Annotated in this window: 14 protein-coding genes; all 14 read left to right on the forward strand. The window is 65.8% G+C overall.

The window, feature by feature from the left end:
• Positions 1 to 691 (forward strand): methyl-accepting chemotaxis protein (locus A3A5_RS0137170; RefSeq protein ID WP_018315496.1); only part of this gene is annotated, 691 nt, incomplete at its 5' end.
• Between the two features lie 44 nt (positions 692 to 735).
• A complete protein-coding gene (locus A3A5_RS0137175) occupies positions 736 to 1,470 on the forward strand; it encodes a DUF4088 domain-containing protein (protein WP_018315497.1) in 735 nt (244 codons plus the stop codon).
• A gap of 484 nt (positions 1,471 to 1,954) precedes the next feature.
• On the forward strand, positions 1,955 to 2,272 hold the full coding sequence (gene flhD, locus A3A5_RS0137180; protein WP_010812713.1) for a flagellar transcriptional regulator FlhD: 318 nt from the start codon (positions 1,955 to 1,957) through the stop codon (positions 2,270 to 2,272).
• Entirely contained in the window at positions 2,269 to 2,874 is a 606-nt protein-coding gene (flhC, locus tag A3A5_RS0137185; protein ID WP_018315498.1) for a flagellar transcriptional regulator FlhC, read from the forward strand. Before flhD ends, flhC begins: the two co-directional genes overlap by 4 nt.
• A gap of 119 nt (positions 2,875 to 2,993) precedes the next feature.
• Complete coding sequence (motA, locus tag A3A5_RS0137190; protein ID WP_026201511.1) at positions 2,994 to 3,857, forward strand: flagellar motor stator protein MotA; 864 nt, start codon at positions 2,994 to 2,996, stop codon at positions 3,855 to 3,857.
• Positions 3,858 to 3,884: 27 nt separating this feature from the next.
• Positions 3,885 to 4,850 carry a flagellar motor protein MotB gene (gene motB, locus A3A5_RS0137195; RefSeq protein WP_018315500.1) on the forward strand — a complete coding sequence of 322 codons (966 nt, stop codon included), beginning with the start codon at positions 3,885 to 3,887 and terminating at the stop codon, positions 4,848 to 4,850.
• Between the two features lie 52 nt (positions 4,851 to 4,902).
• The gene (gene cheA, locus A3A5_RS0137200) at positions 4,903 to 6,909 is read left to right on the forward strand and encodes a chemotaxis protein CheA (protein WP_018315501.1); all 2,007 of its coding nucleotides are present in this window, start codon (positions 4,903 to 4,905) and stop codon (positions 6,907 to 6,909) included.
• 28 nt (positions 6,910 to 6,937) lie between these two features.
• Entirely contained in the window at positions 6,938 to 7,432 is a 495-nt protein-coding gene (locus tag A3A5_RS0137205; RefSeq protein WP_010812708.1) for a chemotaxis protein CheW, read from the forward strand.
• A gap of 30 nt (positions 7,433 to 7,462) precedes the next feature.
• Positions 7,463 to 8,374 carry a CheR family methyltransferase gene (locus A3A5_RS0137210; RefSeq protein ID WP_018315502.1) on the forward strand — a complete coding sequence of 304 codons (912 nt, stop codon included), beginning with the start codon at positions 7,463 to 7,465 and terminating at the stop codon, positions 8,372 to 8,374.
• A complete protein-coding gene (gene cheD / locus A3A5_RS0137215) occupies positions 8,374 to 9,024 on the forward strand; it encodes a chemoreceptor glutamine deamidase CheD (protein ID WP_018315503.1) in 651 nt (216 codons plus the stop codon). Before A3A5_RS0137210 ends, cheD begins: the two co-directional genes overlap by 1 nt.
• Positions 9,025 to 9,047: 23 nt before the next feature.
• Positions 9,048 to 10,130 carry a chemotaxis response regulator protein-glutamate methylesterase gene (locus A3A5_RS0137220; protein ID WP_018315504.1) on the forward strand — a complete coding sequence of 361 codons (1,083 nt, stop codon included), beginning with the start codon at positions 9,048 to 9,050 and terminating at the stop codon, positions 10,128 to 10,130.
• An 89-nt stretch (positions 10,131 to 10,219) separates the two neighbouring features.
• Positions 10,220 to 10,606, forward strand: a complete 387-nt coding sequence (cheY, locus tag A3A5_RS0137225; RefSeq protein WP_018315505.1) for a chemotaxis response regulator CheY — start codon at positions 10,220 to 10,222, stop codon at positions 10,604 to 10,606.
• Between the two features lie 18 nt (positions 10,607 to 10,624).
• Positions 10,625 to 11,260 carry a protein phosphatase CheZ gene (gene cheZ / locus A3A5_RS0137230; protein ID WP_018315506.1) on the forward strand — a complete coding sequence of 212 codons (636 nt, stop codon included), beginning with the start codon at positions 10,625 to 10,627 and terminating at the stop codon, positions 11,258 to 11,260.
• Between the two features lie 410 nt (positions 11,261 to 11,670).
• On the forward strand, positions 11,671 to 11,961 hold the full coding sequence (locus A3A5_RS0137235) for a hypothetical protein (RefSeq protein WP_018315507.1): 291 nt from the start codon (positions 11,671 to 11,673) through the stop codon (positions 11,959 to 11,961).
• Positions 11,962 to 12,316: the final 355 nt, after the last annotated feature.

The following is a 12,316-nucleotide window of genomic DNA, read 5'->3' on the forward strand; positions in this document are numbered from 1 at the left end:
AGCGGCGCGTGCCGGCGAGCAGGGACGCGGCTTCGCGGTGGTGGCGGGCGAGGTGCGCAGCCTGGCGCAGCGCAGCGCCAACGCGGCCAAGGAGATCAAGGGGCTGATCGGCGATACGGTGGAGCGCGTGGACAACGGCTCGGCGCTGGTAGGCCAGGCGGGCAAGACCATGGACGAGATCGTGCAGGCGGTCAAGCGCGTGACCGACATCATGGGCGAGATCAGCGCGGCGTCGGCCGAGCAGAGCGCGGGCATCGAGCAGGTCAACCAGGCCGTGGCGCAGATGGACGAGGGCACGCAGCAGAACGCGGCGCTGGTGGAAGAAGCCGCCGCGGCTGCCGGCGCGCTGGAAGAGCAGGCCAGCCGGCTGCAGGCGGCGGTGGCGACGTTCCGCCTGGCGGCTGAGGATGCCCGCGCGGGTTCGTTCGTGGCCCAGCCCCTGCCTGCGGCGATGGCGGTGCCGGCCAAGGCGTCTCGTGCCGCCGGGGCGGTGCGCGCCATCCCTGCCGGCAAGCGGGTCGCCAAGGCCCCGCCTGCCAGCACGAAGGCCGCGGCTGTGCCTGCGGCGGACAATGCCGCCGCAACTGAGGCGGCTGATGCTGTCGCCGCGCGCCCGGCGCGGCTGGTGGCAGGCAGGATCCCGCGGCCCGCGCTGGCAGCCGCCGACAACGGCGACTGGAGCGCGTTCTGATCCCCACCGGCAACGGGCCGCGCGGCGGCCCGGATGGCAAGGCTATGACGACCGAGATCAACCTGGCCCTGCCGCACGACGATGCGGCCCGGCTGCGCAAGGAATTCGAGCAGTTCGTCGGGGTCTCGACCGGCCTGGACCGCGAGTTCCTGCCGCCAGATTTCCAGGAATTCCTGCGCGCGCGGCTGCTGCAGCATGACGGCCCGCTCACCGAGCGCGCGGTCTCGCGGCTGCTGTCCGGCGGTGAATACGGCTGGGCACGCCGCGTGTTCGACAAGCAGTTGCCCAATGCGCTGGCGGCGCTGATGCGCGATGCCCAGCGCTTTGGCTTCGGGCTGGCAGTGCAGCCCGACTGGACGCCGGACCAGCGCCTGGCGCATGCGCGCGAATGGGCGGCGCAGGTGCTGTCAGAATGCGGCGCCGATGCGGCCTTCACCGAGGCGCTCGCCACGCAGGTGGCGGCTTCGGCGGAAGACGTGCGGGTGCTGGAAGCGCGCATGCGCACGCCCGCATGGCGCCTGGCCGAAAGCCTGCGCCAGCGCGCCTATGACCTGATGTACGCGCTGCAGACCGAAGACAGCGAAGCCGCGGGCCGCGCACGCGTGGGCGAGTTGCGCGGCATGCTGGGCCTGGCCCTGGAGTACGGCTCGGTGCGGCCGGAAGAAGCCTCGCGCGTGCTGGAGCAGGTGGAGCGCATGCGCCCGGCGCTGTTCCGCGAGGCGCCCGACGATGTGTTCACCCGGCTGGCGGCGTGGTTGCGGCACATGTTCGCGCACTGAGGGCGCGACGGGCATCTGGCCCGATGCATCCCGCCACGAATTTCGTGCAGGGATGACGGGCGGCGCTTGCGCGCTGAACGCCAAACGCGGCACTCGTCAATAGAGGAATCCAGCAGGCTACCGAGGGCACTTGTCGTGCGTTGGTGGATATGACGTTTGCGAAAGCCGCTTGCGCCACATCAAGTGTCACGGGCGTGAACTGTTACAAAATGTGCGCGCCCATGTATGTTTCATGCGACATTTGGTTCCCCCCCGCGTAAGTAGGGATTGGCATTGCGGGTCGATTGCCGATATAAACGTAACCGTCGCACTTACACTCTGTAACACTTGTAACGGAGTGGATTACAGTTTGACACGGGCGTAGTTCCTTAGTCGTACGTTGTACCCGCCCAGCCGCAAACAAACGATCTGGTCGCCGGGCCCTCGAGGGCATCGGTAAGCGCCGGACAAGCGGCTACGGCGGGCTTTTGGTAGCGGGGATAAATTGGAAAGCAGTGAAGTTCTCCAGGAGATCAGGGAGGTTAATCTCGCCTATCTGCTGCTCGCGCAACGCCTGGTGCGCGAAAACCAGGTCGAAGCCATGTTCCGGCTCGGGGTCAGCAAGGAAATCGCGGATATTCTCGCCAAGCTGACTTCCGCGCAACTCGTCAAGCTGGCGGCATCCAACATGGTGCTGTGCAGGTTTCGCTTCGACGACCATGCGCTTCTGTCCACTCTCACCCACACGGCCAAGAGCCATGACATGCAGCAGATCCACGCCGCGATCCTGCTTGCACGCCAGCCTGTGGAGTCGCTCAATTGACCGCGCTCCTGCAGGTCGAACCAACCCGGAGTTACACGGCCACCTCCGTTCCCAGCCGCAAGAGCGTGCTCCAGGATGCGAACCAGACCCAGCTCGCGATCGAGCTGATCGGCCTGGGTGCGCGTCTGCAGGTGCTTGAAGCCGAGACCACGCTGTCGCGTGACCGGCTCATCCGCCTGTACAAGGAGCTGCGCGGCGTCTCGCCCCCCAAGGGCATGCTTCCCTTCTCGACGGACTGGTTCACCACCTGGCTGCCGAATATCCACTCGTCGCTGTTTTTCTCTGCCTACCAGTTCATGGTGCAGGAGGGCGAGACCGTGGGCATTCGCGCGGTGGTGGCTGCCTACCGCCTGTACCTTGAGCATGTTTCGCTGCTCGGCGGCGAAATTGTCTTAAGTTTCACGCGGGCCTGGACGTTAGTACGGTTCTTCGAGAGCAATATGCTGCAGCTGTCCCGGTGCACGTGTTGCGGCGGGCAGTTTGTCACGCACGCGTATGAGCCGCACGCGAATTTTGTGTGCAGCCTGTGCCGTCCGCCGTCACGCGCAGGGAAAGTGAAGAAGCTCTCGAAAGACGCCGCCGCCGTGCAAACCAACACCTGATCCTGGTCAAGGTCCGCCGGCTGGCAAGCTTGCTGCGCTGGCGGACGGATTCTCTCCGTGCGCCCGTGCAACGGGCAAATGAGCGTGGCTGACGCGCGTTTTTAGACGGGGATCCGATCGTGCTAGTAGTTCTTGGCTATGTCGTCGTGGTAGCGGCGGTGCTTGGCGGTTACGCCATGACCGGCGGCCATATGGGCGCGCTATATCAACCTGCTGAAGTGGTGATCATCGCGGGCGCCGCCATCGGCGCCTTCATCGCCACCAATACCGGCAAGGCCATCAAGGCCACCGCGCGTGCGCTGCCGGGTCTGTTCAAGAGTTCCAAGTACAAGAAGGAGCTGTACCTGGACGTCATGTCGCTGCTGTACGTGCTGCTGTCCAAGGCACGGCGCGAGGGCATCCTGTTCCTGGAAAAGGAAATCGCGGATCCCGCCGCCAGCAGCGTGTTCAGCCAGTACCCGCGCATCCTGTCGGATCCGGTGGTGATGGAATTCCTCACCGACTACCTGCGCATGATGGTCAACGGCAACATGAATGCGTTCGAAATCGAGGCCCTGATGGACCACGAGATCGAGACCTTCCGCCATGAAGCCGAGATTCCCGCCCATGCGCTGTCGCGCGTCGGCGACGGCCTGCCGGCCTTTGGCATCGTCGCCGCGGTGATGGGCGTGGTGCATGCGCTGGGTTCGGCCGACCTGCCGCCGGCTGAGCTGGGCGCGCTGATCGCGCATGCCATGGTCGGCACCTTCCTGGGCATCCTGCTGGCCTATGGCTTTGTCTCGCCGCTGGCCGCGCGCATCGAGCTGCAGGTGTCCGAGAACGTCAAGGTCTACGAATGCATCAAGGTCGTGCTGCTGGCCTCGCTCAACGGCTACGCGCCGCTGGTGGCGGTGGAATTCGGCCGCAAGGTGCTGTACTCCACGGTGCGGCCGTCGTTCCTTGAGCTCGACGACCACGTGCGTGAAGTCAAGAGCCTGAATTAAGGCGCGCAAGCAGCAAGGGGCACCGTCATGAGCAGCGCACACGATATGCGTCCGATCATCGTCCGGCGGGCGAAATCGCACGCCAGGCCGCACGGCAACCACAGCTGGAAGATCGCCTACGCCGACTTCATGACGGCGATGATGGCGCTGTTCCTGGTGCTGTGGCTGCTCTCCAGCGCCAACAAGAAGACGCTGGAAGGCATTGCCGAGTATTTCCGCATGCCGCTCAAGGTGGCCATCGTCGGCGGCGAGAAGAGCAGCCAGTCGCCCAGCGTGATCCCCGGCGGTGGCATGAACGCGATGCGCAAGGACGGCGAGGTCATGCGCGCCCGCGACAATGACCCCAGCGACGAACAGCGCCACAACGAGCAGCAGGAAGCGCAGCGCCTGCGCGCGCTCAAGCAGCGCCTGGAACAGATCATCGAGAACAATCCGGTGCTGCGCCAGTTCCGGCCGCAACTGCTGCTGGACATCACCAGCGAAGGGCTGCGCATCCAGATCCTCGATACGCAGAACCGGCCGATGTTCCGCACCGGCAGCGCCGCCGTCGAAAGCTATATGCGCACCATCCTGCGCGAGATCGGCCCGGTGCTGAACGAGCTGCCCAATAAGGTCAGCCTGTCGGGCCATACCGATGCGGCCAATTATTCCAACGGCGAGCGCACCTACAGCAACTGGGAGTTGTCGGCAGACCGCGCCAACGCCTCGCGCCGCGAGCTGATCGCGGGCGGCATGCAGGAGGGCAAGGTGCTGCGCGTGCTGGGCCTGGCCGCGACCATGCCGCTGGACAAGCAAGACCTGCTCGCGCCGGTGAACCGCCGCATCAGCATCGTGGTGCTGAACCAGAAGGCGCAGGCGCGCTTCGAGGCCGAGAACGCCAGCGCCGCCGAGGTCTCGGTGGCGGCGCAGGCCGGCAAGGCTGCGCAGGGGATGCAGGCGGGGCTGGCAGCGGCCTCCGCGCCCGCGCCTGCGCCCACGGGCAGCAAACCATGACGCGCGGCCGCTGCGGTAGCGCCAGTGCCGTAACCAAGTGACTCAGGACGCCATGTCTGTCGATATCGATATCACACAGTTTTACCAGACCTTCTTCGAGGAAGCGGAAGAACTGCTCGTCGAAATGGAGCAGCTGCTGCTCGGCCTGGACCTTGAGTCGCCCGATCCCGAGCATCTGAACGCGATCTTTCGGGCGGCGCATTCCATCAAGGGCGGGGCTGCCACCTTCGGCTTCGCGGCGCTGACCGAGACCACCCATATTTTCGAGAACCTGCTGGACCGCACGCGCCGGCAGGAACTGGCGTTGACCAGGACCATCATCGACACCTTTCTGGAAACCAAGGACGTGTTGCAAGACCAGCTCAACGCCTACCGCAACGGCACCGAACCTGATCCGGAAACGCTGGCGCGCATCTGCGCCGTGCTGCAGCAGCTGGCACAGGAAGCCGCCGGCCATGCCGGCGCAGATGCACCGGCCCCGGCGCCCGCGCCGGTTGCCGCAACGCCCCCCGCTGCCGCCGCCACGGGCGGCGGGCTCAAGATCCGCCTGATCCGGGTTTCTGCCTCTGACCAGGCGCTGCTGCGCGAGGAACTGGCCAACCTGGGTGAGATCACCGGCCAGCAAGAGGTGAACGGCGAACTGGTGGTGTGGCTCAACACCCAGTGCAGCGCCGACGACATCATCGCGGTGTGCTGCTTCGTGATCGACCTGGACCAGATCGTGATCGAAGCCGAAGCACCTGCTTCTGCCCCGGCGGTGGTCGAAGCGCCGGCCCCGGCGCCCGTCCCGGCCGCGGCGGCCCCTGCCGCGGCAGCGGCAGCGCCCGCCGCCGCGCGCGAGAAGGCCAAGCCGCAGGCGAGCGCCGCGCACGGCGAAGGTTCGATCCGCGTGCCGACCGAAAAGGTCGACCAGATCATCAACCTGGTGGGCGAGTTGGTGATCACGCAGTCAATGCTGGCGCAGACCGCCTCCGCACTGGACCCGGTGCTGTTCGACCGCCTGTTCTCCGGCATGGGCCAGCTTGAGCGCAATGCGCGTGACCTGCAGGAAGCGGTGATGTCGATCCGCATGATGCCGATGGACTATGTGTTCTCGCGCTTCCCGCGGCTGGTGCGCGACCTGGCCAGCAAGCTTGGCAAGCAGATCGACCTGGTCACCTTCGGCAAGGCCACCGAACTGGACAAGAGCCTGATCGAACGCATCATCGATCCGCTCACGCACCTGGTGCGCAACAGCCTGGACCATGGCATCGAGACCCCCGACAAGCGCGTGGCCGCCGGCAAGGACCCGACCGGCCAGCTGATCCTGTCCGCGCAGCACCATGGCGGCAATATCGTCATTGAAGTCAGCGACGACGGCGGCGGCCTGAACCGCGAGCGCATCCTGGCCAAGGCCATCCAGAACGGCCTGCCGGTGTCGGAGACCATCACCGACGAGGAAGTCTGGCAGCTGATCTTCGCGCCGGGCTTCTCCACTGCCGAAGTCGTCACCGACGTCTCCGGCCGCGGCGTGGGCATGGACGTGGTCAAGCGCAACATCCAGGAGATGGGCGGCCACGTGCAGATCAGCTCGCGCCCGGGCCTGGGCACCACCATCCGCATCGTGCTGCCGCTGACGCTGGCGATCCTGGACGGCATGTCGGTCAAAGTGGGCGAGGAGACCTTCATCCTGCCGCTGAACTGCGTGATGGAGTCGCTGCAGCCCAAGGCCGAGGATGTCCACACCGCCGCCAACTCCGATCGCGTCATGCACGTGCGCGGCGAATACCTGCCGCTGCTGGAGATGCACCGCGTGTTCAACGTGGCCGGCGCGCTGCAGGAGCCCACGCAGGGCATCGCCGTGATCCTGCAGGCCGAAGGCAAGCGCTTTGCGCTGCTGGTGGACCAGCTGATCGGCCAGCACCAGGTGGTGCTGAAGAACCTGGAAACCAACTACCGCAAGGTGCCGTGCATTTCCGCGGCCACCATCCTTGGCGACGGCAGCGTGGCGCTGATCGTCGATGTCGGCGCGCTGCAGCGCACAGGCGTGCGCCGGCAGGAACCGGCGTTGGCGCAGTAATCGACCAATCACAGGAGAACGAGACATCATGGCCGGCATCGGACACATCGATACCCCCGGAAGCGACGCTTCGGGCCAGGAGTTCCTGGTCTTCACGCTGGGGTCGGAGGAATACGGCATCGACATCCTCAAGGTGCAGGAGATCCGCAGCTACGAGACCGTGACCCGCATCTCCAGCGCGCCCGACTTCATCAAGGGCGTGACCAACCTGCGCGGCGTGATCGTGCCGATCGTCGACCTGCGCCTGAAGTTCCGCCTGGGCAACGTGCGCTACGACCACCAGACCGTGGTCATCATCCTGAACGTGGCCGGCCGCGTGGTCGGCATCGTGGTGGATGGCGTGTCCGACGTGCTGACGCTGACGGGCGATGCGATCAAGCCCGCGCCGGAGTTCGGCGTGTCGATCTCGACCGAGCACCTGACCGGGCTGGGCACCATCGACGGCCGCATGCTGGTGCTGATCGACATTGAACGCCTGATGACCAGCGCGGAAATGGCGCTGGTCGAGGCCGAGCTGGCCTGAGGCTGCGTGCGTATCACTGAAGCACATCCCATGACGCCGTTCCGCACTGCCGCCAACGTTCCCGGCCAGACCGGGTCGGTCCTTGCGCCGGGCGCCATCCTGCGGCGCGACGACGCGCGCGACTTCCTGCTGACCGAACGCGATTTCGAGAAAATCCGCGCGCTGATCCACCGGCGCGCGGGCATCTCGCTGGGCAGCCACAAGCGCGAGATGGTCTACAGCCGGCTGGTGCGCCGGCTGCGCACGCTGCAGCTGTCGGACTTCGCCTCATACCTGGCGCTGCTGGAGGCGGACGATCGCTCTTCGGAGTGGGAGTTCTTCACCAATGCGCTGACCACCAACCTGACCTCGTTCTTCCGCGAGGCCCATCACTTCCCGCTGCTGGCCGAGCACGCCAAGAAGACCGGCCGCCCCTACAGCGTCTGGTGCTCGGCCGCCTCCACCGGCGAGGAGCCGTACTCGATCGCCATCACGCTGGCGGAGGCGCTGGGCGACCGTGCCGGCACGGTGCTGGCCACAGACATCGACACCCAGGTGCTGGCCAAAGCCCGCGGCGGCGTGTATTCCGCGGAGCAGGTCGCGCGGCTGTCGCCCGAACGGCTCAAGCGCTTCTTCCTGAAGGGCACCGGGCCGCGCACCGGTTCGGTCAAGGTCAAGCCGGAGCTGGCCGCCACCATCGCGTTCGAGCCGCTGAACCTGCTCGCGCCCGACTGGGGCATCCGCGAGCAGTTCGACGCCATCTTCTGCCGCAATGTGATGATCTACTTCGACAAGCCGACCCAGGGACGCATCCTGGAGCGTTTCGTGCCGCTGCTCAAGCCGCACGGGCTGCTCTTTGCCGGCCACTCGGAGAACTTCTCTTATGTCACGCGCGCGTTCCAGCTGCGCGGGCAGACCGTTTATGAACTGGCGCCAGATGCGGCCAGGGCGGGAAGGCCGTGATGCGCACGCCCCATCTGCCCGAAGCGCTTGCCACGCGCACGTACTTCGACCGCGAGTTCGGCAAGCAGGCCATCAAGCTGCTGCCCAACGAATACTACGTGACGCGCGAGGACGTGGTGCTGACCACCGTGCTGGGCTCGTGCGTGGCCGCCTGCATCCGCGACGAGGTTGCCGGCGTCGGCGGTATGAACCACTTCATGCTGCCCGACGACGACGGCAGCGCCGACCGCATGCTGTCGGCGTCGATGCGCTACGGCAGCTACGCGCTGGAAGTGCTGATCAACGAACTGCTCAAGATGGGCGCGCGCCGCGAGCGGCTGGAGGCCAAGGTCTTCGGCGGCGGGGCGGTGCTGGCCAACATGACCACGCTGAATATCGGCGACCGCAACGCGGACTTCGTCTTGCGCTACCTGAAAACCGAGGAGATCCGCGTTGCGGCGCAGGACCTGCGCGGCCCGCATGCGCGCCGTGTCAGCTACTTCCCGGTCGGCGGGCTGGCGCTGGTGCGCCGCCTGACGCGGCAGGACGACCAGGTTTCAGTGGCGCGCGACGAGCGCGCACTGGCCCGTGCCATTGCCACCTCGGCCCGGGCGCCGGCGCAATCGCCTGAACTGTTTGCGCGGCAGTCTTTTGCGCGCCAGCTTCCCTGAAACCCATACAAGCACGATCAATCATGACAGCCGCCAAGATCAAGGTGCTCTGCGTGGACGATTCCGCGCTGATCCGCAGCCTGATGACGGAGATCATCAACAGCCAGCCCGACATGGAAGTGGTGGGCACCGCGCCCGACCCGCTGGTGGCGCGCGACCTGATCAAGCGCCTGAACCCGGATGTGCTGACGCTGGACGTCGAAATGCCGCGCATGGACGGGCTTGACTTCCTCGAGCGGCTGATGCGGCTGCGGCCGATGCCGGTGCTGATGGTGTCGTCGCTGACCGAGCGCGGTTCCGAGATCACCATGCGCGCGCTGGAGCTGGGCGCGGTGGACTTTGTCACCAAGCCCAGGCTGGGCATCCGCGACGGGCTGCTCGAATACACCGACACCATCGCCGACAAGCTGCGCGCCGCGTCGCGCGCACGCGTGCGCGCGGCCGCGCAGCCGGCCGCGCCGACCGCCACCGGCACCGCGCCCGTGCCGATGCTGCGCAGCCCGCTGCTGTCGACCGAGAAGCTGATCATCCTGGGCGCCTCCACCGGCGGCACCGAGGCCATCAAGGAGTTCCTGATGCCGCTGCCGCCCGACAGCCCGGCGGTCATGATCGTGCAGCATATGCCGGCCGGCTTTACGCGCTCGTTCGCGCAGCGGCTGGACGGGTTGTGCCGCATCACCGTCAAGGAAGCCGTGCACGGCGAGCGCGTGCTGCCCGGTCATGCGTATATCGCGCCCGGCGATTCGCACCTGCTGCTCGCGCGCAGCGGCGCCAACTATGTCGCGCACCTTTCGCAGGAAGCGCCGGTCAACCGCCACCGCCCGTCGGTCGACGTGCTGTTCGATTCGGCCGCGCAGCATGGAGGCAAGAACGTGATCGGCGTGATCCTGACCGGCATGGGCAAGGATGGCGCGCGCGGCATGCTGCGCATGCGCGAGGCTGGTGCCTACAACCTGGCCCAGGACGAGCACACATGCATTGTGTTTGGCATGCCGAAGGAGGCGATCGCCACCGGTGGCGTGCATGAAGTCGTGCCCTTGCCGGCGATGACCCAGCGCGTGATGGCACGCCTGGCCACATACGGCACGCGCGCGCAGCGGGTGTAAACGAAATCGGGCCGAGCGGGGCGCGCATACCGCACGCGCAGCGCTCGGCCTGGCAACAAGCCAACACTGTATTTAATGGAGCCCTCAAAGTGGACAAGAGCATCAAGATCCTGGTCGTGGACGATTTCCCGACCATGCGCCGGATCATCCGCAACCTGCTCAAGGAGCTGGGTTTCGTCAACGTCGAGGAAGCCGAGGACGGCGCCGCCGGCCTGGAGAAGGCCAAGGATGGCAGCTTCCAGTTCGTGATCTCGGACTGGAACATGCCCAATATGGACGGTCTGACCATGCTGCAGGCGATCCGCGCCGACGCCAATATCGGCAAGATCCCGGTGCTGATGGTGACCGCCGAGGCCAAGAAGGAAAACATCATCGCCGCGGCCCAGTCCGGCGCCAACGGCTATGTGGTCAAGCCGTTCACGGCCGCCACGCTGGACGAGAAGATCACCAAGATCTTCGAGAAGCTCGGCGGCTGAGGCGGAGGCGCGTTTGTCATGACCCCCACCCTGAGCAACGATTCCGCCGAACAACTGATCCTGCGCATCGGCAACCTGACGCGCATGCTGCGCGACAACATGCGCGAACTCGGCCTGGACAAGGAGATCGAGCGCGCCGCGCAGGCCATCCCCGATGCGCGCGACCGCCTCAACTACATCGCCGCGATGACCGAGCAGGCCGCCGAGCGCACGCTCAACGCGGTCGAGCTGGCGCAGCCGATCCAGTCCGACATCGAACAACAGGCCGAAACCCTGGACAAGCGCTGGGCCGCCTGGTTCGACCAGCCGGTGGAGCTGGCCGATGCCCGCTCGCTGGTGCTTGACACCCGCGCGTTCCTGTCCGAGGTGCCCGGCCAGGCCCGCGCCACCAACAGCCACCTGCTCGACATCATGATGGCGCAGGACTTCCAGGACCTGACCGGCCAGGTCATCAAGAAGATGATGGACATGATCCGCGCGCTGGAGCAGGAGCTGCTGCAGGTGCTGATCGACAACGTGCCGTCCGAGCGGCGCGTAGAAGCGCAGGCGCCGTCGACGCTGCTCAATGGGCCGCAGGTGAATCCGGAAGGGAAGCCGGATGTGGTGTCGGACCAGGCGCAGGTGGATGATTTGTTGGCGAGTCTGGGGTTCTGACGTTTTGGTTGGGCTGGTTTTAAGAGTTTGCCCATACTCGCGCTTGCAGCCTCTCTTCATACTGGGTTCGTCGCTGCGTCGTGGCGACCGGGTTTAGCAGCCCGATGGAGTAGGGCCGAACGACCGCCGTCAGGCGGTATCCTTACGTTCGCCGTGCCTGAGCATGCCCCTTCAATGGGCGGGCCCTGGCAGGGGAGCCTCCGGGCTCGCCGGCTCTTATTCCCCGGTCTGCTAACCCTGCCTTGCGCCCGCCCACCCCGATCAGCACCCCGGGGAGCGGGACTGAACCTGTATGGATAGGGGGGGCATTCCCATGCTTCAGTTCTTACTTGCCCATTCTGGGCGATTGACAATCTCCAGTACCTGCACAATGCAGCCGCGCACGCTAGTCGCGTATGCGGAGGTGTGCCATGTATAGCCATAGTCATCACGGTATTACAGCGGAACACAATGGTGTCGACATGCTCGTGACCGCCCATAGTCCGGGGGAGAATCCGCTGAGTCTGGCGGTGCAACGGGCGGCGCAGCTTCATGGGCTGTTGCTCATGGCTAGCGATCATGGGGCTGCTAGTTTGGAGCCGGTGGATTTGGAGCAGGGGACTTGGGAAAGTCTGCTTTCTCTCGCGGCCTGGCTGGCGCATAAGACGCAGGTGTTGAGTGAGCTGGCTGTGGTGCAGGGGCAGGCGTTGCAGGTTGAGTGACGTTGGGCGGGTGGGCAGTCGTGTAAACGGCTGCCGCCCCATCCTTGAAGCATTGGCGGTTTGGCCTTGGGACTGAGGGTCGCAAAACGACCGAGGCCGTGTGGAAACGTCTCTCGAATCGCACGAATGCGCGTCTCCTCGGGGGCGTAGCCTGTCTTATCGAATTTTCGGCCAATCTGGTCATGGGACGACGCCGAAACGGGTGCGAACAGCGCTAATGAGCTCCTGAGGGCGATCTTCAGCCCATTTTTTGGGCGCAAATGGGTGCTTACGCACCCACCAGGCGCATTGCCTTCATTGTTTTCGAGAACCCGAGAATTCGAAGGACGCGCTTCAGGTTGTACGCCAGAACATG

Origin of the sequence: Cupriavidus sp. UYPR2.512, assembly GCF_000379565.1 — a bacterium.
Taxonomy (GTDB): domain Bacteria; phylum Pseudomonadota; class Gammaproteobacteria; order Burkholderiales; family Burkholderiaceae; genus Cupriavidus.